The 18,660-nt window shown below is 65.1% G+C and carries 22 protein-coding genes and 2 tRNA genes; 15 read left to right on the top strand and 9 right to left on the bottom strand.

Annotated features, from left to right (window positions below):
* Positions 1–576: 576 nt before the first annotated feature.
* Entirely contained in the window at positions 577–1,260 is a 684-nt protein-coding gene (locus C665_RS03555; protein ID WP_004300283.1) for a methyltransferase family protein, read from the bottom strand.
* 149 nt (positions 1,261–1,409) lie between these two features.
* Between C665_RS03555 and C665_RS03550 the strand changes: the two genes are divergently transcribed.
* The 3 genes from C665_RS03550 (at position 1,410) to C665_RS21050 (ending at position 2,750) form a co-directional block, all read left to right on the top strand.
* The gene (locus C665_RS03550; RefSeq protein ID WP_004300281.1) at positions 1,410–1,991 is read left to right on the top strand and encodes a phasin family protein; all 582 of its coding nucleotides are present in this window, start codon (positions 1,410–1,412) and stop codon (positions 1,989–1,991) included.
* 188 nt (positions 1,992–2,179) lie between these two features.
* The gene (locus C665_RS20020) at positions 2,180–2,440 is read left to right on the top strand and encodes a type II toxin-antitoxin system RelE/ParE family toxin (protein ID WP_245537133.1); all 261 of its coding nucleotides are present in this window, start codon (positions 2,180–2,182) and stop codon (positions 2,438–2,440) included.
* A 130-nt stretch (positions 2,441–2,570) separates the two neighbouring features.
* Positions 2,571–2,750, top strand: a complete 180-nt coding sequence (locus C665_RS21050; protein WP_004300275.1) for a helix-turn-helix domain-containing protein — start codon at positions 2,571–2,573, stop codon at positions 2,748–2,750.
* A gap of 90 nt (positions 2,751–2,840) precedes the next feature.
* Here the strand turns inward: C665_RS21050 and C665_RS03540 are convergent.
* Positions 2,841–2,922 (bottom strand) — tRNA-OTHER (locus tag C665_RS03540).
* Between the two features lie 152 nt (positions 2,923–3,074).
* Between C665_RS03540 and C665_RS03535 the strand changes: the two genes are divergently transcribed.
* The 11 genes from C665_RS03535 (at position 3,075) to C665_RS20010 (ending at position 12,308) form a co-directional block, all read left to right on the top strand.
* The gene (locus C665_RS03535) at positions 3,075–4,448 is read left to right on the top strand and encodes a tyrosine-type recombinase/integrase (protein ID WP_004300273.1); all 1,374 of its coding nucleotides are present in this window, start codon (positions 3,075–3,077) and stop codon (positions 4,446–4,448) included.
* Between the two features lie 49 nt (positions 4,449–4,497).
* The gene (locus tag C665_RS03530; RefSeq protein WP_004300272.1) at positions 4,498–4,839 is read left to right on the top strand and encodes a type II toxin-antitoxin system RelE/ParE family toxin; all 342 of its coding nucleotides are present in this window, start codon (positions 4,498–4,500) and stop codon (positions 4,837–4,839) included.
* Positions 4,836–5,126, top strand: a complete 291-nt coding sequence (locus tag C665_RS03525) for a helix-turn-helix domain-containing protein (RefSeq protein WP_004300270.1) — start codon at positions 4,836–4,838, stop codon at positions 5,124–5,126. Before C665_RS03530 ends, C665_RS03525 begins: the two co-directional genes overlap by 4 nt.
* 3 nt (positions 5,127–5,129) lie before the next feature.
* A complete protein-coding gene (locus C665_RS03520) occupies positions 5,130–5,411 on the top strand; it encodes a helix-turn-helix domain-containing protein (protein ID WP_004300268.1) in 282 nt (93 codons plus the stop codon).
* A 99-nt stretch (positions 5,412–5,510) separates the two neighbouring features.
* A complete protein-coding gene (locus tag C665_RS20590; protein WP_157277012.1) occupies positions 5,511–6,332 on the top strand; it encodes a hypothetical protein in 822 nt (273 codons plus the stop codon).
* A 144-nt stretch (positions 6,333–6,476) separates the two neighbouring features.
* Positions 6,477–6,683 carry a hypothetical protein gene (locus tag C665_RS03515; protein WP_004300266.1) on the top strand — a complete coding sequence of 69 codons (207 nt, stop codon included), beginning with the start codon at positions 6,477–6,479 and terminating at the stop codon, positions 6,681–6,683.
* A gap of 175 nt (positions 6,684–6,858) precedes the next feature.
* Entirely contained in the window at positions 6,859–8,355 is a 1,497-nt protein-coding gene (gene istA / locus C665_RS03510) for an IS21 family transposase (RefSeq protein ID WP_040828304.1), read from the top strand.
* Positions 8,352–9,149 (top strand): IS21-like element helper ATPase IstB, encoded by a 798-nt coding sequence (gene istB / locus C665_RS03505; RefSeq protein ID WP_004298999.1) that lies wholly within the window; start codon positions 8,352–8,354, stop codon positions 9,147–9,149. The genes istA and istB overlap by 4 nt, the downstream gene beginning before the upstream one ends.
* A 57-nt stretch (positions 9,150–9,206) precedes the next feature.
* Positions 9,207–9,566: a hypothetical protein gene (locus C665_RS03500; RefSeq protein ID WP_004300263.1), complete on the top strand. Its 360-nt coding sequence runs from the start codon at positions 9,207–9,209 to the stop codon at positions 9,564–9,566.
* 3 nt (positions 9,567–9,569) lie between these two features.
* Complete coding sequence (locus tag C665_RS03495; protein ID WP_004300261.1) at positions 9,570–10,001, top strand: hypothetical protein; 432 nt, start codon at positions 9,570–9,572, stop codon at positions 9,999–10,001.
* Between the two features lie 1,116 nt (positions 10,002–11,117).
* Positions 11,118–12,308, top strand: a complete 1,191-nt coding sequence (locus tag C665_RS20010) for an RDD family protein (RefSeq protein WP_157277011.1) — start codon at positions 11,118–11,120, stop codon at positions 12,306–12,308.
* Positions 12,309–12,686: 378 nt separating this feature from the next.
* Here C665_RS20010 and C665_RS21265 read toward each other — a convergent pair whose 3' ends face one another.
* From C665_RS21265 to C665_RS03465, 7 genes are all read right to left on the bottom strand, one after another.
* Positions 12,687–12,821, bottom strand: a complete 135-nt coding sequence (locus tag C665_RS21265) for a hypothetical protein (protein WP_281054721.1) — start codon at positions 12,819–12,821, stop codon at positions 12,687–12,689.
* A gap of 177 nt (positions 12,822–12,998) precedes the next feature.
* On the bottom strand, positions 12,999–13,448 hold the full coding sequence (locus C665_RS19830) for a hypothetical protein (RefSeq protein ID WP_004300258.1): 450 nt from the start codon (positions 13,446–13,448) through the stop codon (positions 12,999–13,001).
* 435 nt (positions 13,449–13,883) lie between these two features.
* A tRNA-Lys gene (locus C665_RS03485) sits at positions 13,884–13,959 on the bottom strand.
* Positions 13,960–14,130: 171 nt separating this feature from the next.
* Positions 14,131–14,682 (bottom strand): crossover junction endodeoxyribonuclease RuvC, encoded by a 552-nt coding sequence (ruvC, locus tag C665_RS03480; RefSeq protein WP_004300257.1) that lies wholly within the window; start codon positions 14,680–14,682, stop codon positions 14,131–14,133.
* The gene (locus C665_RS03475; protein ID WP_004300255.1) at positions 14,679–14,996 is read right to left on the bottom strand and encodes a heavy metal-binding domain-containing protein; all 318 of its coding nucleotides are present in this window, start codon (positions 14,994–14,996) and stop codon (positions 14,679–14,681) included. Before C665_RS03475 ends, ruvC begins: the two co-directional genes overlap by 4 nt.
* 34 nt (positions 14,997–15,030) lie before the next feature.
* Positions 15,031–15,912: a DMT family transporter gene (locus tag C665_RS03470; RefSeq protein ID WP_004300252.1), complete on the bottom strand. Its 882-nt coding sequence runs from the start codon at positions 15,910–15,912 to the stop codon at positions 15,031–15,033.
* Positions 15,913–15,979: 67 nt separating this feature from the next.
* Positions 15,980–16,705: a YebC/PmpR family DNA-binding transcriptional regulator gene (locus C665_RS03465; protein WP_004300250.1), complete on the bottom strand. Its 726-nt coding sequence runs from the start codon at positions 16,703–16,705 to the stop codon at positions 15,980–15,982.
* 273 nt (positions 16,706–16,978) lie between these two features.
* Between C665_RS03465 and C665_RS03460 the strand changes: the two genes are divergently transcribed.
* Positions 16,979–18,496, top strand: coding sequence for a helicase HerA-like C-terminal domain-containing protein (locus C665_RS03460; RefSeq protein WP_004300247.1), 1,518 nt, complete (start codon positions 16,979–16,981; stop codon positions 18,494–18,496).
* Positions 18,497–18,660: the final 164 nt, after the last annotated feature.

Raw genomic sequence — 18,660 nt, 5'->3', positions numbered from 1 at the left:
ATCTTTGCCGTGCAGCGTAGGCTGCGGCCGAATGTTTGGAGCAGGAGCGAGTTTCCTCTCGCAGGCCGGTGACGCGCTCCATGATGATTCCGACTTCTGCAATGGCGTGTTGTGATCGCGGATGGGCGGCTCCAAGCGTGATGTGGTCTTGAAGTCGTGGTTCAGGCACGCGGCCGGGTTGGGCGCGGGCGCGTAAGGAGGCAAAGGGAAAGGCCCGCTCCGATCTGCGCCAATCCGACTGCGTCGAGTCTGGAGGGGGGCATCCGCAGCACCCTCCTGCGTAGCGTCTACCGGTCCTCACACCCCAATTTTCGCGCATCGACATTTTCTATGCGAACAATCTATCAGATCCAGTCCAAACGGGTGTTCAACGGGGCGGCAGCGTCTGTTGCCCAGGCCTGGGGCTGGCCGTAGAGGCAAAGGACCACCTGCCGGGCCTTGTCTGCGCAGGCATCCTGGCCTGTGAGCGTGAGGCTGGTCCGACCCGCGTGCTCGGTGCGCTGGCCGGCCGAGGATATCGACGAGGGCCGGCGGGTGATGGCCTCGGGCCGCGCCTATGGGCTTGCCGGGCGAGGATCAGGCGTCGTCGTGCATCGGAGTGGCGTCCCGAGCCTGTCGTCGAGTACACAGCGCATGCGCCTCGTCCGCGCTCAGGCTGCGGCCGGGCCAGGGCACGAGCCCGGGCACGCGCTCGCGGTAGCGCGCGTAGGCTTTGCCGTGGAAGGCAAGCAGCTTGCGCTCTTCGAGCAGCGAGCCCAGCCACAGGTAGAGCGTGATGCACAGCGCGCTCGTCAGCCGCGCCTCGTCCATGTCGCGCGTCCACAGGATCAGCAGGCCGAGGCTGTACCAGGGATGACGGACGTGGCGGTGCAGCGGCGACAGCGTCAGGCCCCCGGGATCCTCGGCGGCGTGCTCGCGTGTGCGCCACTGCGTGCTGCCGTAGAACACGCCCATGTCGTAGTAGCGCGTCGACCACAGGAAGCCGGCCGCCGCCGCCACCGCCAACCCGTTCGCCAGCCAGGCCCAGCCGCCCTGCCAGGACCACAGCAGCGGCCCGCGCCAGGCGAAGGTGAGCCACAGCGGCGGCAGCAGCAGGACCACCGCGAGCAGGTTGAAGGCTAGCCGGTAGGCCGGCGCCAGCCGCGGCCAGTGCGCCGCCACCACGCGCTTGAGCCGCAGCGAGGCGAGCAGGGAGTGCAGCGCGGCGTAAGCCAGCCAGCACAGTACGAGGCTGGCGATCTGGGTGCCGGAAAGGCTCATCGACGGGGCTCCCCGAAGGAAGGCAAGTGCATGATTCTGGAACGTTTCCAAAAGGACTTGCATTGTTTTTTGTTGCAGTGCACCATAATGCCGCAAGGTCTATCACGCCGAGTCGGCACCCAGGTGTCGTCCACCGCAAGGAGTACACCATGAACGTCTCGCCCGAGAAAATGCTTTCCGCCTTCCGCAACACCGCGGAGGTCCGTATCCACGAACTCGCCACCGCGAGCGACGGCCTGCTCTCCGGGGTCGAGCACCTGACCGCGCTCAACCTCAACACCGGCCGCGCGCTGCTCGACGAAACCATCGCCTTCACCCAGGCGGCCGCCGCGGCGCGCGAGCCGCGCACCCTGGTCGAACTCCAGATCGGCTCGATCACCCCGGTGCTGCGTCACGGCCACGCCTGGTTTACCACCGCGGGCACGGTCGCCGCCCAGGCCCAGGCCGACGCGCTGCGCCTGTTCGAGGCCGGCATGTCGCAATGGCTGCAGGGTGTGATCCTCACCCTCGAACTGCTCAACCGCAGCGCCCCCGCAGGCTCCGCGCTCGCGGTGCACGCCCTGCGCTCCGTGGTCGCCAATGCCTCGACCGCCTACGACGGCGTCACCCGTGCTGCCGCCCACGCCAGCTCCACCGCGCGCACCCACGTCGACCAGGCCGCCAGCGCCGCGCTCGAAGCCCTCGACCGCGGCACCAGCGCCACGGTCTCGCTCATCCGCAGCGCGGCCTGAGCGAGGCGGACCCGCCGGAGCGGGGACCTGGCAGTGGAGGCGGGGGAATCCACCCGCCGTGGAACGCAGGAAGGCCGGCTCGGAAGAGCTGGCCTTTTTGGCGAGCAACCGCACCGCCGAAGGGTGCGCCGGCATCGGTGGCGAGTCCTTCGAGATGCGCGACATCCGCCGCACGGTGGAGACCATGCTTGCCGGCCTGGGTATCCGCAAGGACACCCGCGCGCAACCGCTATCTGGGAACGGGCGGTGTGCGCAAGCTGCGATGGCGGCGCGGAGGGCAGGGCAAGAGCGGAGGCGTGCGCGTCATCTATTGCTTCCACAACGAGGACATGCCTCCTCTGTACCTGCTGACGCTCTTCGCAAAGGGCGACCGCGCGAATCTGACCAGGGCCGAACGAAACGAACTTGCCGACCTGCTCGTCAGGGCATGGAGGAACCGAAAGACATGAGCACCGCATTCGAGAGCATCAAGCGTGGTCTGCAAGAGGCCATCGAGCACGCCGAGGGACATCCCGCTCCGGGCGCCCGCATTCACCCCCGCGCCCGGTGGATGTGAAAGCCCTGCGTGCCAGGGTGGGCATGACGCAAGAGCAGTTCGCTGCCCGCTTCGGATTCTCGACGGCAACGCTTCGCCATTGGGAGCGAGGCGACCGCACGCCGCACGGCCCCGCGCTGGTGCTGCTGAGCGTCATCGAGCGCAACCCCGCCGCCGTCATCGAGGCACTGAGCGGGACGGCCTTTTGCTTCGCAGCGACCTGATTGCTCGCCTGGTGGCCGCCGAACGGCAACCAAACGTCCGAAAAGCAAAAAGGCCAGTTCTCTCGAACTGGCCCAAGTGCTTGAATTTGTTGGTGGGGGCACTAGGACTCGAACCTAGGACCAATTGATTAAGAGTCACATTTTATGTTCATCCTAATCAACGCCAGCCCCCAGGGAATGCGCTAAAAACTGAACGCAAGCCATTGTTTTGGATGAAGATGAGAGAGTAGCGTGGTTGATTCATGTTGATGGATGTTGCTAGAATCTGGCTACACCGTGGCTACACGGACCCGCTGTGTAGCCAAACTAGCCGGAGTTGCCAGCATGCAACGCGAGCGCCTGACCCCCGAGCGAATCCGCCGCTTCACCTGCCCCGAGGGCACAAAACAGGCTTTCTTGTGGGATGAGACAGCGCCCCGCCTTGCCGTGCGTGCGACCGCTGGCGCGAAGTCGTTTGTTTTCGAGGCCAAGCTAGACCGCCGCACCATCCGCGTGACAATTGGCGACGTGCGGGCCTGGAACCTCGATGACGCCCGCACCGAAGCGCGCCGACTGCAAACCGAGATTGACCAAGGCAATGACCCGCGCGAACAGAAGCGCGAGCGCATCGCTGCCGCCGAGGCCAAGCGCGCCGCAGCAGAAGCCGCCAAAGCCGAAGCCGACCGACAGGCCCGCTACACCCTGCGCGCCCTGTGCGATGCCTACCTGAGCGCCCTAGAGCGCGCCGGTAAGGGCAAGAGCGCAGCCGGAGCCCGGAGCCTGTTCAAGTGCCATATAGACCAGGACACCGCGAACAAGCCCGCGCGAACCGTGACAGCGCACGAGGTAGCCGCGCTGGTGCGCAAGGTGAGGGAAGCCGGCAAAGAGCGCGCCGCCGGAGTCCTGCGCAGCTACCTGAGCGCCGCATTCAATGCCGCCAAGCGCGCGCCCTTCGATTCCGCCCTTCCTGCGGACCTGATTGCCTTTGGCATCGAACACAACCCCGTCGACGCCATCCCGGCAATTGCCGTGCAACGAGGCGACCGCACCCTATCCGCTGGCGAGCTGCGCGCGTACATCGGGCACCTGCTGCGCATCGGGCACGAGACCGGCCCCGAGCTTGTCGACGTGGCTTTGCTGCTGGCGCTGTATGCGGGAGGGCAACGCATGGCCCAACTGTTGCGCGCCAAGGTGGGAGACTTCGACCAGGACACCGCAACGCTTCGCCTGTGGGATGGCAAGGGCAAGCGCACGCAACCGCGCGAACACCTGTTGCCGCTGGCACCGCACGCCGCCGGGATGGTGGCCGCCCTTGTGGAGCGCGCCAAGGCCCGAGAGACCGACCGCGCCAAGCAAGAAGGCAGAGCGCCCGACATGGCCGGCCTGTGGCTTTTCTCGACGCATGGCCGCGTGGCAATGAACCCCGAGACGGTAAGCAACCGCGCCGCCGAAGTCTGCGCCGGCATCGGTGGCGAGCCCTTCAACGTGCGCGACATTCGCCGCACCGTGGAGACGATGCTAGCCGGCCTGGGCATCAGCAAGGACACCCGCGCGCAACTGCTGAGTCATGGAATCAGCGGAGTGCAGGCCGCGCACTACGACCGGCACGCATACACCGACGAGAAGCGCGCCGCGCTGGTGGCCTGGGAGGCAAGGTTAGCCGCCATCCGCCAAGCCGAGAAGCAACCCGCGAACGTGCGACACCTGCGCGCTGCGTGAGCAATCACAGACGGTAGGCTGAACCGTTCCATTGGATTACACTCCAACCATGCAAACCGTTGCCGAACTGCCGGAGTACATCCGCACCGCTGCGAAGCTGATGAGCGAGGAAGAGCGGCAGGACATCATCCGCTATCTGGCAGAACACCCGAAAGACGGCGACCTGATGGAAGGCACGGGAGGCGTGCGCAAGTTGCGATGGAGGCGCGGTGGACAAGGCAAGAGCGGAGGCGTGCGCGTCATCTACTACTTCCACAACGAGGACATGCCGCTGTACCTGCTGACGCTCTTCGCAAAGGGCGACCGCGCCAACCTGACCAAGGCCGAACGAAACGAGCTTGCCGACCTGACCGACCTACTTGTCAGGGCATGGAGGAACCGAAAGACATGAGCACCGCATTCGAGAGCATCAAGCGTGGCCTGCAAGAGGCCATCGAACACGCCGAAGGACACCCCGCGCCGGGCACCCGCATTCACCGCCCGCGCCCGGTGGACGTGAAAGCCCTGCGCGCCAAGGTGGGCATGACGCAAGAGCAGTTCGCCGCGCGCTTCGGATTCTCGACGGCGACCCTTCGCCATTGGGAGCGAGGCGACCGCACCCCGCACGGTCCCGCGCTGGTGCTGCTGAACGTCATCGAGCGCAACCCCGCCGCCGTCATCGAGGCCCTGAGAGCCTGACCGATGACTGAGCTTGCCGCCCTGAAGGCCCGCATTCTGGCGAACCCCGAGGCCCGCGCCGAGTACGACGCGCAAGCGCCGGAGTTCGAGCTTGCCCGCGAACTCATCGCTGCCCGGACCCGCGCTGGCCTGACTCAATCCGAGCTTGCCGAGCGCATGCACACGACGCAATCGACCATCGCCCGCCTGGAGAGTGGCCGCACCATGCCGAGCATGCGCACGCTGGCCCGTTATGCCGAGGCGACCGGAAGCCGCGCCGTGGTGCGCCTGGAACGCACCGCCTGACCGAGCATGCCGCCCCTACCTCGACGGAGGGAAAAGCCGGAGACCATCGCCGGCCTGGGGCGGCACCCTTTACCGATGGTGCGCACGATGGAGCGCGAAATGAACTGTGTCGTCATCATCGCTGGACGCGAGGCGCTGCCCGTCAGGGCAATTCCGTTTGTGACTGGATGGCAGTCATTTTCACCAGATGCAGTAGCAGAGGGACTGGCGCACCGACTTGAAAGCGGAAAGCTTGAAGGGGTGACGGCGTACCACATTGCCAGTGACGGGAGCATTTCCGCGATGCTGCCGAAGGAGTGGGATGGACCGGCGCGAGCGCTTGATGCGCTGTCGGCGAGGCTCGACGAAATGGAGGGCGATTCATATCCAGCATGGCGCGAGCAGTCCATTCTGGAGCTTCCGTCGCACTGCTTCGTTTGGCGCGACGAGCTTGAGAAAAGCGTTACCGGCTGGTGGCGAGTGCTTTACATCGTCGGTGAGCGCCCTGGCGACAAAGAGCTGAACTTCACTCCGAGAATCCCGCCGAATTTGGAGGATGCGGTACGAGAAGGCATGCCGAAGGGCGGCTCAGCCGCTCGACACGATACCGCGGCCGAAGCTGAGCCAAAGGTAGATGACACCATCCGAGATGATGACGCCGAGCTGGCTGCCCTGTTCGACCCTGTGCGGGTGCCAACCCTGGAGGCGCTATTTCCCGATGGCGGGAAGTGGGCGAAATATGCCGAGCGCGCTCCTCGGAATGGCCTGATTGAGGCGCGAGAAGGACGCGGCACCTTCAACCCCTACCGCGCCGCGCGCTGGTGGCTGGAACGGCAAGCGCCCGCCGGCTGGAAGTGGGAGCGGTGCGCGCGAGTCCTGGCAAACAACCTACCGCACCGCTCACGCGACTGTGGGCACCTGCTGACAGGCAATTTCGACTAGTCGCCATTTTTCCGCCCGCGATTGTGGCGACTGAGGCGCGAAACCGCCGGAAAGTCGCCACGCTTTCGCCACTATTCCGCCTGAATTTCGCCATGCAACGCCGGGAAATACCGTGGTTTCGTCACCAACGACGGAGTCCCCGCGATGCAAGCCCAAGCCATCCCGACCACCTGCCGAACCTATAGCACCGAGCAGGCCGCCGCCGCCCTTCACATCAAGCCGCAAACCCTGCGCGCTGCTGTTTGCCGCGCCGGGCACTATGCCGGCATCCGCCCGCACAAACTGCCTTCCCGCTTCCTGGCGTGGCCTGCCGAGGCTATCGAGCGCCTGCTCACCGGCGAGGTGGCGTAACATGAAAAACGCCCCCGACAGCACAGCAGCCGAGAGCGCCCTAGCACCGCCTGGCCGGCGACAATTAACCTGACCGGTCGACGACAACTATCCTGGCCGGTTGGATCTGCAGCCGGGAAGGTCCGGAAGCGAGGGATAGAGTGCTCTTCTGACGACAGGCGTTGGGAGGCGCTCGGTGCCCGGCAAGAAGATCACGGACCAACAAGTGCGCAAATACAAGGAAGCAAGAAGGCAGGCGACGCAGCAGATCGCGGCGGCCCGGATGGGCATCAGCGTGCGCTCAGCACGGCGCATCGAGCAGGCTGACGGGTTGCCGTCGCAGCGCGGACCGAGGACATGGCGGACGCGCGCCGATCCGTTGGCGGACGTCTGGGAGCAGGAGCTGGTGCCCTTGCTCGAGCGCGAACCCGGGCTGCAGGGCCGAACCCTGCTCGAGGAGTTGCAGCGCCGTCACGGTGAGGTGTTCGGCGATGGGGTGCTGCGCACCCTGCAGCGGCGGATCCGCATGTGGCGCGCCGAGCACGGACACGAGAAGGAGGTGTTCTTCTCGCAAGCCAATCCGCCGGGCCGTTTGGCGCTGTCGGACTTCACCGTGTGTGACGAACTCAGGATCACGGTGGGCGGCGAACACTTCGCGCATCGCCTATACCAGTTCGCGCTGGCGTACTCGGGCTGGCGCCATGCTGAACTCGTGTGCGGCGGCGAGAGCTTCGCCGCCCTGGCGCAGGGTCTGCAGAATGCCCTGTGGGCCCTGGGTGGGGTGCCCGAAGAACACCGTACCGACAGCCTGTCGGCCGCCTTCAACAACCTGGCCGAAGCGGAAACGCTCACGCGCCGCTACGAAGATCTGTGCCGGCACTATGGCCTGCGTCCGAGCCGGAACAATCTGGGCCAGTCGCACGAGAACGGCGCCATTGAATCGCGCCAAGGCAGCCTCAAGGGCGCGCTCGAGCAGGCGCTGCTGCTGCGTGGGCACCGCGAGTTCGCCACCACAGCCGACTATCAGCGGTTCGTCGCAGAGGTCGTCACACGCCTGAACCGGCGCATCCAGACGCGGCTGGCCGAAGAGCGCAGCCAGCTCGCTGAGCTCCCCATGCGCCGGACCAGCGAGTACGAGGAGATCGAGGCGCGCGTGACCAAGTTCAGCACCGTCAGCATCCGCCGCGTGCTCTACAGCGTGCCCTCGCGCCTGATCGGCCATCGGCTCCAGTTTCGCCTCTACCCCGAGCGCCTCGAGGGCTGGCTGGGCGGGGTGTGCGTGTTCGAGAGCGCGCGCGGAGCGGTGCCGGCAGGCAAGCGGCGCGGCAAGCAGCTCGACTACCGGCACTTGCTGCCCGCGCTCAAGCGCAAACCCGGCGCCTTTGCCCGTTGGGCGCTGCGCGACGACATGTTCCCCCGCGCCGAGTACCGGCAGACCTGGGAGCGCTTGGTCGAGACCTTGCCCGAGCGCCAGGCCTGCAAGCTCATGGTGGGGCTGCTTGATCTGGCCGCACGCGGCGCGTGCGAGGTCCAACTCGCGCAGATCCTCGGGGGTTTGCTGCAGGCGGGCACCTTGCCCGATCTCGAAGGACTCGAGGCGCGCTTTGCGCCGCGCCAGACGCCCATGCCGGCGGTCACTGTGTCGTTGCCCGCGCTGTCGGTCTACGACACGCTGTACGAGGTGGCGGCATGAGCGTCATCGAGACGGCGACGCTGCCCATGATGCTCACCGAGCTGCGGCTGCCCACCATCAAGCGGCTGTGGTCGGCGCTGGCCGAGCAGTCGAACCGCGAAGGCTGGCCGGCCGAGCGGTTTCTGGCCGCCCTGTGCGAGCACGAGATGCACGAGCGCGAGACGCGCCGCATCGACCGCCATCGAGCCGAGTCCGCCTTGCCGCCGGACAAGCGCCTGTCGGCCTTCGACTTCACGGCCGTGCCGACGGTCTCCAAGGCGCACGTCACCGCGCTGGCCGAGGGCGACAGCTGGCTCGAACAAGGCGCGAACATCCTGCTCTTCGGACCACCGGGTGTTGGCAAGACGCACCTGATCGCCAGTATCGGCCACGCCCTCATCGAACGTGGCTACCGCGTGCTCTTCACCCGCACGAGCGATCTGGTGCAGCGCCTGCAGGCCGCCCGGCGCGATCTGCGCTTGCCGGCCGAGCTGGCCAAACTCGACCGCTTCGACCTGCTGATCTGCGACGACTTCAGCTACGTCCGCCGCGACCAGGGCGAGACCTCGGTGCTCTTCGAGCTCATCGCCGAGCGCTACGAGCGCAGAAGCCTGGCCATCACTGCGAATCAGCCGTTCTCGGAGTGGGGCCACGTCTTTGCCGAACCGGCCATGACGCTGGCCACCGTCGACCGGCTCGTGCATCACGCCACGCTCTTCGAGATGAACGTGGAAAGCTTCCGCCGCCGCGTTGCTCAGAAGGGGCTCGCCCCTTCTGAGCAACGCACCCTCAACACCTCAAAGCCGAAAGGCTGAACCCCTCATGCCTCGCTTCCACCGGCCAGGATAATTGACGTCGACCGGCCAAGGTAATTGACGCTGGGCACACCGCCCCGATTCGACACCGACAATCCGCGCCATCAGCGCGTCTTGGCTTTGCTGCTGCAACGCCCCGCGAAGCGCGAAGAGGTCGACCGCGCAGCCGGTGCATCGAACGGCCCCGAGCTGGTGGCAGAACTGCGCCGCCGTGGTCTTGAATTGCCGTGCGAGCGCGTGGAAGCCATCGACCGCGACGGCCGCCCCTGCCGTCCCGGTGTGTATCACGCGACCCCCGCTGACCGCCGGAAAATTGCCGCGTGGCTGCGCAGCCGCAGTTCCGGACGCATCGCGCCCGAGCTTGCCGGCTGGCTTGCGCTTGGTGCAGTTTCGGTGCTGTTGCTGATGGGCGCATGACTCATGGGCCGCGAACGCACCAAGAGCGGCATCAAGGGTCGATTCCTAGCCCTGCCGCATACCGTCATGGACGCCGCGGCCTTCATCAACTTGAGCGCCCCGGCAACCCGTCTGCTGCTGGACATCGCGCGCCAGTACGTCGGCACCAACAACGGACAACTGCTCTGCACCTTGTCCGTGCTGAAGAGGCGTGGATGGAGCAGCAACGACACACTGATACGCGCGCGCAGGGACCTGGAGTCTGCAGGATTCATCCAGCAAACCCGACTGCCGATGATGCCCCGCAGAGCAGCTTGGTATGGCATCACCTGGAGACCGCTGGACTACGTACCCGAGATGGACATCAAGCCGTTCGAGTTCGTGGTCAATGCCTACCTGCTGACGCCCGAGGAAATCAAAACGCGGCACCGTCTCCCGGTGGCATCAAGCGCCTGATAGCACCGTCTGCCGGTGGCATGGATGAGCTGATGCCACCGTCTGCCGGTGCAGTAGGGCACGAAAAGTCCATTTTGATGCCACCGTCTCCCGGTAGCTATTTAGATGTAGCCATATCCAGCGGAAAAAGAGCAGCGCATCAGGGCGAGTCAAACGACCCGCTCGACACCCATCGCCGGCATCAAGGCCGCCGCGCAGGTCATTGTCGCCTCGCTAGACAATCATCGCCGTCCGCTGCCGGTGCTGCTGCACTACGCCAGCAAGACATCAACCGGTTCTGGCCACAAAGTGGGCCCGCGCACCGCGAACAGTGCCGGCCTGCTACTAGCATGCTGCGAGCAGAGTGTTTGCACGGTGGCGGCGTGTCTCTCGGATGATTGGGGAACTGATGGCCGGCAGCAGCCAGCAGTTTGCCGCGGTCGAGATAGGGCATGAAGCCGCGCGCCTAAATGTTGCACTGGCTGCACAGGTGAGCGAGGTATGCCGCGAACTTCGCCCGTACCAAGATGCTGAATATGCCACTTCAGAAAACCTTAGTTCTGATGGCAGGGGGATGAGTTTCCCGAGTCCCTAAAAGGCCGCTTTGCGACCAGTACGCACGCGCGTGAAGTGGTTTTGAGGCACCAACCCGGAGCATTCCGCGCGCGCGAGGACCAGAGTTTTCCGAGTCCCTAAAAGACGCCCGAATTCCGCGCCGGCTTTCGTTGTCTGCGCGGGCGAGCATCGGCGGTTACCGGCTCGGTTACCGGAAAAACGGACGGTATCCAGCGAGGTATCCATAGGGTGCCCAAGGGAAAGCCGGCGTGCCGTGAGACGGGCAAGGGAGGCGGCGAGGCTACCCGGCAGGTACGAAACGGTGCGCTCCAATTGCCCAGCGCTGATTCACCTGCAAGAGGTGCGCCCCGCGTCACCTAAAACGCAAGCAGCGCGCCTACCCACGTGGCGATATGTATCTTGCAGCCTTGCACGAGTCAAAATGCGTATGATGAAACCGAGTTGTGGGATGAGGCCGGGCTGCCAACCATACTGTGCTATGCCGGTGTCGCGGTGCGGCATGAGGAGGTCGTGCGCAGCAACCAGCATCCTGAGATGCGGACTCATAGGGGCACTACACAAGTGAACGATGACCGTTTTTTTGAGCAGGCTCTGCAGGAGGTGCGCAGCCAGAAGGTTGTTCTCGCACTTTGGGCCAGAGCGCTTTCCGATGTTGATGGTGACAAGGCTAAGACCGTCGCAGGGTATATCAAGCTGCGCGTTCAGCAACTCAAACTGGAGACTCCGTCCGACCTAGCCCCCACGTCTGCACCAAAAATCGCCCCACCGAGCGCGGATGCTATCGGTGATGCGTTGGAGGAGCCGGTACAGGCCAAGCCTTGGAAGCGGTTCGTAGCGAGACTCGTCGACTTCATGTGGGAGGCGCCTTTAGTTGGTGCAACGGTCGGTTACCTCGGCTCAAACGATGCGAGTGTCAATAACTGGCTGCAGGAATCAGACGCCATGGTGCTTGGCGTTTTGCTCACCCCGCTAGTTCTCGCTTTTGATGCTTTCGTCGTCGCGATGTTCTCCAACTCGCCCGGAAAGGCGCTTCTGGGGTTGCGTGTCGTCGACAAGTCCATGAGGGCCTTGCCGGCCATAGACCATCTCGCAAGGAATATGCGTCTATGGGTGAGCGGCCTCGCTCTTGGGCTTCCGGCTCTCAACCTCTTTGCCATGGCCTATCAGGGCGACAAGGTGAGGAAAGAGGGCTGTGCGACCTACGACCGTGCGTCGGAAACTCAGGTTGTCGAAAAGCGGGTTGGGCTTCTTCGGGGGCTCGCCGCTGCCCTGTTTCTTGTTCTTCTTGTTTCTATCAACGCTGTTCTTTTTCAAGTAAATACAGGCCAATCGAGCGCCTTAATGGCGAGAAATGACGATTGGCAGCTATTGGTGCGTGCTCTGCAAGGCATGGTCCGTAACGGGACGATTGATACGGTTGTTGGGCAGCACCTCGAACGTGACCAAGTATCGGGTGGCATGTGGCCCAGCGACGACGTTTTGTCCATTGAGAACGGTTCAACTTGGTGGATTGAGGATGGCTCATTCTTCATTCACATCCCGAACCCCTCTGTTTATAACATTCGAACAGTCAGATTTCACTTTGAGCCGCGGGTCTGCGCCAGCTCCTCAAACCATGAGACATTCCATGTTCAACTTGGACGCTCCGTGGCTCCTGGAGAGAGCGTTGTTGCGACTTTCAGCATACTGCCGTGGCAAATTTTCGCTGAGGGAAATCAGAATTGTCTCGTAATTGCCGGAATTTGGGATTAACCGAAGTTCTCACACCTGCTGTCTCAAAACGCGCGAAGAGCGGGCTTTCTTGAGTCCCTAAAGTCTGATTGGTGAATCGTACGCGCGCGTGTGAAGTGGTTTTGAGGCTCCAGCCCGGAGTATTCCGCCCGCCGGGGTGCAAACGCCAGGGAGCAGAATTCTCGCCTGTCCGACCAGTAGAAACTTGACGCTGCGCTATCTCTGCGGTGCAGATTGCCGAGAAGTTGCTGAGAAAAGCTGAGATTCGTGACGCCGTTGCCGGGTGTTCCGCGCGCGCGCAGGAGTCGGTATCCAGCCGGCTGGTATCCACGGGTATCCAACGAATACCCGGCACCAGGGGGGTGCGCACGAAGCACCAACGCTGGCAGCTTCGAGCCTTCAGTCCTTCGGACGACGAGGAAGTCTGTGAACTTCTGTCCAATCACCCTTGAAGCCGCCGCTGACATCGTTGCCGGTGCTCGGTCGACCGCTGAGAAACTCTGGAATGTCGAACTCCGGTTCGCTGCGGCGCATTTTTGCGCTTCCGCAGGATGTGCAGGACGAGATAGCCAAGGACTGCGGTCCCAACGAGCGCCCAAAGTGGGTGTATCACAAGGGCGTTGCATATCTGGTGGCTGATGCTCATGGCTCGACTGTTGAAATGGAGGCAGACGATTCTGAACGAGGCAGCCCGAATGTCGGGTGTGGGGGTCAATCACACTCGTAGCCACGCTCCAAATATTTGGAGATGCGGGCGTTGCTCCAGTTGTTGGCCGCCGTCAGCATTTCAGCCGCTAGGTAATCCTCCACGTCTTGCTGAACTACCGGGTAGCTCTCGCGCGTATCGTCTGGCTCGCAATCCCAATCGTCGCCTTGCGGAGTGAGCAGCCAGAGCGCGTCCAGTTCGTAGGGCTGCAACTCGCTAACACGGCACTCGATGAAGGTGCTCATCGTTTCCTCGTACGCTTCCCAATCGAAGGAGCGTTCTTTCTGCTCTTGGACGCAAATCTCGTCCCAAACATTCGCCAGACCGGAGTCCTCCCCTGACAACAGGTGCTCGCGCATTCCCTGAAGGTCGCGGATGCACGCGCCGACGATGCGTTTTTTTAAGGCTTCCGCAAGGTCACTTGCGATGCGGTATTCGGAGAGCTTCCTTGCCATATCAGGTCCCAACCCTAAGCGATGTAGCATCTTCAACCAATGCCGTTTCAAGCATGGGTGCATGTGCTTGACGACCCGGCTCCGATGGCCCGGAGCACCCGCCCGCCGGCTACGCTGTAACCACGATGGCGACCTCTGCCGCCACCAGGGTTGCGCGCGCCTGTCGAACTGCCAGGGGAGACCAGTGTCGCCCATGGCCCTTTATGGTGCGCCTGGAGAGCATCGCCGCCGACCTTCTGTCGCGTGACGACCCGGACCCGAGCAAGCGCCGGGTAGGAAACCCGCCGCCCTCTGGTGCGAGAGGCCCGCGCGCATCCTGCGCCAGCGAGGCCGGCCGGGTGGCTACACCGCCCGGATTTGGCTACACCGCGGCTACACAGGGCCCAAAAGCAAAAAGGCCAGTTCGCGAGAACTGGCCTAAGTGCTTGAATTTCTTGGTGGGGGCACTAGGACTCGAACCTAGGACCAATTGATTAAGAGTCAACTGCTCTACCAACTGAGCTATACCCCCGTGCCTTGCGGCGGATCGGATTGGCGCCCGATCGAAGAGCGCGCATCATACGCGCAGGTGTGGCGCAGTGCAACAGATTTTTCGTCCGGCGCAGGCGCGGAACCCGGCCACCGCGCTTGCGCCTTCTGGCACTCCCCTGGAAAGGCCATGCTTCGGAAGGCCCGGCAGCGCTCAGCCCAGGATGCGCCCTGCGCGGCGACGCGTGCCGACGCCGGGGAGGGCGCCGAGGCCGCGCGAGCCGTGGGCGTGGCAGATCGCGCAGGCGAGCGCGTCGGCGGCGTCGGGGCCGGGGCTGGCGTCGAGCGCGAGCAGGCGCTGCACCATGTGCTGCACCTGTTCCTTGTGCGCCTTGCCGTAGCCGACCACCGACTGCTTGACCTGCAGTGCGGTGTATTCGGCCACCGGCAGGTCGCAGGCCACCGCGCCGCAGATCACCGCGCCGCGGGCCTGGCCGAGCAGCAGGGTGGATTGCGGATTCACGTTGACGAAGACCTTCTCGACCGCGACCACATCCGGCCGGTAGGTGTCGACGATCTCGCGCACGCCGTCGAGCAGGGTCTTGAGGCGGGCGGGGAGTTCTCCGTCCCGGGTCCTGATGCAGCCGCTGGCGACGTAGCGCAGCTGGGTGCCGAGCTGGTCCACCAGGCCGAAGCCGGTGATGCGCAGCCCGGGGTCGAGGCCGAGGATGCGGGTGGCGACGTGCGTGCTTGCGGCAGCGCTCAAATCTTCACCGCGGTCCCGCTCACGCACACCATCAGCATGCCGTTGTCCTGGCCGAGGACCTCGTAGTCGACGTCGATGCCGATCACCGCGTTGGCGCCGAGCTTCTGCGCGGCTTCCTCCATCTCTTCCATGGCGATGCGGCGGGCGTCGGCCAGCGTGCGCTCGTAGCTGCCCGCGCGGCCGCCGACCACGTTGCGGATCGAGGCGAACATGTCCTTGAACAGGTTGGCACCGATGATGGCCTCGCCATTGACCACGCCGAGGTACTGGCGGATCGGCTGGCCGTCGAGGCTCGAGGTGGTGGTCATCAGCATGGCATGCTCCTGCGGAGTGGGAGGAGCCCCGATTCTAGCCCTTGCGCGCCAGCCATACACCCGAGACGGCGATGGCCATGCCGGCGATGGCGAGTGCGGATAGCTTCTCGTCGAACATCGCCCAGGCGATCAGCGCCGTGGTCGGCGGCGTCAGGTAGAACAGGCTCGCCACGTTCACCGCGCTGCCGCTGCGGATCAGCAGGTTGAGCAGGCTGATCGCGCCGATCGACAGCACCAGCACCAGCCAGCCGAGCGCGAAGACGAAGTCGCCGGTCCACTCGATCCGCATCGTCTCGGTCTGGCTGGCGATCAGTGCGGTGATCGCCAGACTGGGCAGGAACTGCATCACCGAACCGGTGCGCAGGTCGAAGCGCGGGCAGAAGCGCTTCTGGTACAGGGTGCCGGCGGTGATGCCGAGCAGCGCGGCCAGCGCGGGGACGAGCATGTGGATCAGCGCGCCGCCATCGACGCCATCCACGTTCGCCTTGCTGCCCACCACCAGCGCGACGCCGCCGAAGCCGAGCGCGAGCCCGGCCCACTGCCGCGCCGATACCCGCTCGCCGAGCAGCGCGCCGGCCAGTGCGGCGGTGAGCAGCGGCTGCATGCCCACCACCAGCGCCGATATGCCCGCCGGCAGCCCGCGGTGGATCGACATGAACACGCCACCCAGGTACAGCGCCTGCACCAGCACGCCGGTGACGCCGATATGCAGCGCCTCGCGCGGGCTGGCCGGCCAGGGCGCGCGCATCGCCAGCGCGAGCAGGCTCATCAGAGCGATCACCAGCACGTAGCGGCTGCTCAGGAAGGTGAGTGGCTCGGCGTAGGGCAGGCCGAACTTGGCGCCGATGAAGCCGGTGCTCCACAGCAGCACGAACAGCAGCGGCGTCAGGCGGGTGAGCAGGGGCGGAGTCGGCATCGCGGTGGGTCCGTGAAAAACAAAAAGCGGCGCCGGGCGCCGCTTTCCTGGGGGCAGTCGGGAGAGCTTACTCGTCGAATTCGGCGGAGGTGTACACCTCCTGCACGTCGTCCAGGCCTTCGAGCGCGTCGAGCAGCTTCTGCATGCGCGCGGCCTCGTCGCCGGCGAGCTCGATGACGTTCTCGGGCTTCATCGTGACCTCGCCGAACTCGGCGGTGAAGCCGGCCTTCTCGAGCGCTTCCTTGATGGTGGTGAACTCCCACGGGCCCGTGATGACCTCGATCGAGCCGTCGTCGTTGGTGACGACGTCTTCGGCGCCGGCTTCGAGCGCGGCTTCCATCAGCGCGTCCTCGCTGGTGCCGGGGGCGAACAGGAGCTGGCCGCAGTGCTTGAACTGGAAGGACACGCAGCCGTCCGTGCCCATGTTGCCGCCGTACTTGGAGAAGGCGTGGCGCACGTCGGCCACGGTGCGGGTCTTGTTGTCGGTGAGGCAGTCGACCATCACCGCCGAGCCGCCGATGCCGTAGCCCTCGTAGCGGATCTCCTCGTAGCTCACGCCCTCGAGCTCGCCGGTGCCCTTCTTGATCGCGTTGTCGATCTTGTCCTTGGGCATGTTGACGCCCTTGGCCTTGTCGACCGCCAGGCGCAGGCGCGGGTTGAAGCCGGGATCACCTCCGCCCATCTTGGCGGCGACGGTGATCTCCTTCGCCAGCTTGGAGAACGCCGCACCGCGCTTTTCGTCCTGACGACCCTTGCGGTGCTGGATGTTGGCCCATTTCGAGTGACCCGCCATATTGGAACCTCTGTGCTGCCCGAGCGATTGAAGAGGCGCGCATTATAGCGCCCGCTCCGTGTGCGCGCCTCGGGTGCAGCGGGCGCCACCGCGACGTAGGAGCGACGCAAGTCGCGATCGGAGGTTTCTGCGGCGCTGGCGCGGATTTCATGCGCTGCAATCGCGACTTGCGTCGCTCCCACGAAGAACCACCGCGCCTGCGGGGGCCATGGGAGGCCGCGGGCGGGGCTGCTAAACTCGGTGCATTCCGAACCGAATCCCGAGGAGCATGAAATGGCCGACCCGATGCTGATCGCGCGAGCGCACGACAAGGACCAGTTCAAGGACATCTGCCTGCTGCCGCGCCTGTCCAACCGCCACGGCCTCATCACCGGTGCCACCGGCACCGGCAAGACGGTGACCCTGCAGAAGCTCGCCGAATCCTTCGCCCATATCGGCGTGCCGGTGTTCGTCGCCGACATCAAGGGTGACCTCTCCGGCATCGGCGCCGCGGGCGTCAGGTCCGACAAGCTGATGCAGCGCCTGGCCGCAATCGGCATCGACGACTACACCCCGCGTGCCAACACGGTGGTGTTCTGGGACGTGTTCGGCGAGCAGGGCCATCCGGTGCGCGCCACCATCTCCGACATGGGCCCGCTCTTGATCGCGCGCCTGCTCAACCTCAACGACACCCAGACCGGCGTGCTCACGCTGGTGTTCAAGATCGCCGACGACAACGGCATGCTGCTGCTCGACCTCAAGGACCTGCGCGCGATGGTCCAGTACGTGGGCGAGAACGCGAAGAGCTTCACCACCGAGTACGGCAACATCTCCAGCGCCTCGATCGGTGCCATCCAGCGCAACCTGCTGGCGCTGGAAGAGCAGGGCGGCGACGTGTTCTTCGGCGAGCCGATGCTCGACATCGCCGACCTGATGCAGACCGACGCCGATGGCCGCGGCGTGATCAACGTGCTCGCCGCGGACAAGCTCTACCACTCGCCCAAGCTCTACTCCACCTTCCTGCTGTGGATGCTGTCCGAGCTCTTCGAGCAGCTGCCCGAGGTCGGCGACCCCGACAAGCCGAAGATGGTGTTCTTCTTCGACGAGGCCCACCTGCTGTTCAACGACGCGCCCAAGGCGCTGATCGAGAAGATCGAGCAGGTGGTGCGCCTGATCCGCTCCAAGGGCGTGGGCGTGTATTTCGTCACCCAGAACCCGCTCGACGTGCCCGACACCGTGCTCGGCCAGCTCGGCAACCGCGTCCAGCACGCGCTGCGCGCCTTCACCCCGCGCGACCAGAAGGCGGTGAAGACCGCCGCCGACACCATGCGCCCCAACCCGGCCTTCGACGCCGTGGCGGCGATCACCGAGCTCGGCGTGGGCGAGGCGCTGATCTCCTTCCTCGACGAAAAAGGCCGGCCGCAGATCACCGAGCGCTGCAACGTCATCGCGCCCGATTCGCGCCTCGGTCCGCTCGAGCCCGGCGAGCGCCGGGCGGCGATCGCCGGCTCGGTGATCTACGGCCACTACGAGAAGGCGGTCGACCGCGAATCCGCCTACGAGCTGCTCAAGGCCAGCGCCGCGACCAAGGCCGCGGTCGAGGCAGGCCGCGCGGCGGCGAAGGAGGTCGGCGGCGAGGATACCGGCAGTGTGGTCAGCGACATCCTCTTCGGCGCCACCGGCCCGCGTGGCGGCAAGCGCGACGGACTGGTGCAGATCGCCGCCAAGACGGTCACGCGCACCATCGGCAGCAGCCTGGGGCGGCAGATCGTGCGCGGGATATTGGGCTCGCTGCTGGGCGGCAAGCGCTGAAGGGGATAGGAGGGAGACTGCATCCCTTCCGGCGGCCGCGCGGGCAAGCGCCGCGCGCCGCGGTGTCCATTACCGGATCGCGACTTGCGTCGCTCCTACAGGCGCCTTCGGGAGCGCGGCGGTCTCGTAGGAGCGACGCAAGTCGCGATCCCGCGCTTCAGCGC

This window comes from Thauera aminoaromatica S2 (assembly GCF_000310185.1).
Taxonomy (GTDB): Bacteria; Pseudomonadota; Gammaproteobacteria; order Burkholderiales; family Rhodocyclaceae; genus Thauera; species Thauera aminoaromatica.
The sequence above is the reverse complement of the archived record's forward strand: the minus strand, read 5'-3'. Positions and strand labels throughout refer to the sequence as shown.

Coding starts and splice junctions, on each gene's coding strand:
- C665_RS21050 (WP_004300275.1), top strand. CDS start 2,571: ATGACGCAAGAGCAGTTCGCTGCCCGCTTCGGATTCTCGACGGCAACG.
- C665_RS03475 (WP_004300255.1), bottom strand. CDS start 14,996: ATGCTGATGACCACCACCTCGAGCCTCGACGGCCAGCCGATCCGCCAG.
- C665_RS03550 (WP_004300281.1), top strand. CDS start 1,410: ATGAACGTCTCGCCCGAGAAAATGCTTTCCGCCTTCCGCAACACCGCG.
- C665_RS03470 (WP_004300252.1), bottom strand. CDS start 15,912: ATGCCGACTCCGCCCCTGCTCACCCGCCTGACGCCGCTGCTGTTCGTG.
- istB (WP_004298999.1), top strand. CDS start 8,352: ATGAGCGTCATCGAGACGGCGACGCTGCCCATGATGCTCACCGAGCTG.
- C665_RS03555 (WP_004300283.1), bottom strand. CDS start 1,260: ATGAGCCTTTCCGGCACCCAGATCGCCAGCCTCGTACTGTGCTGGCTG.
- C665_RS03535 (WP_004300273.1), top strand. CDS start 3,075: ATGCAACGCGAGCGCCTGACCCCCGAGCGAATCCGCCGCTTCACCTGC.
- C665_RS19830 (WP_004300258.1), bottom strand. CDS start 13,448: ATGGCAAGGAAGCTCTCCGAATACCGCATCGCAAGTGACCTTGCGGAA.
- C665_RS03495 (WP_004300261.1), top strand. CDS start 9,570: ATGGGCCGCGAACGCACCAAGAGCGGCATCAAGGGTCGATTCCTAGCC.
- C665_RS21265 (WP_281054721.1), bottom strand. CDS start 12,821: ATGCGCCGCAGCGAACCGGAGTTCGACATTCCAGAGTTTCTCAGCGGT.
- C665_RS03520 (WP_004300268.1), top strand. CDS start 5,130: ATGACTGAGCTTGCCGCCCTGAAGGCCCGCATTCTGGCGAACCCCGAG.
- C665_RS03460 (WP_004300247.1), top strand. CDS start 16,979: ATGGCCGACCCGATGCTGATCGCGCGAGCGCACGACAAGGACCAGTTC.
- C665_RS03515 (WP_004300266.1), top strand. CDS start 6,477: ATGCAAGCCCAAGCCATCCCGACCACCTGCCGAACCTATAGCACCGAG.
- C665_RS03465 (WP_004300250.1), bottom strand. CDS start 16,705: ATGGCGGGTCACTCGAAATGGGCCAACATCCAGCACCGCAAGGGTCGT.
- C665_RS03525 (WP_004300270.1), top strand. CDS start 4,836: ATGAGCACCGCATTCGAGAGCATCAAGCGTGGCCTGCAAGAGGCCATC.
- C665_RS20590 (WP_157277012.1), top strand. CDS start 5,511: ATGAACTGTGTCGTCATCATCGCTGGACGCGAGGCGCTGCCCGTCAGG.
- C665_RS03530 (WP_004300272.1), top strand. CDS start 4,498: ATGCAAACCGTTGCCGAACTGCCGGAGTACATCCGCACCGCTGCGAAG.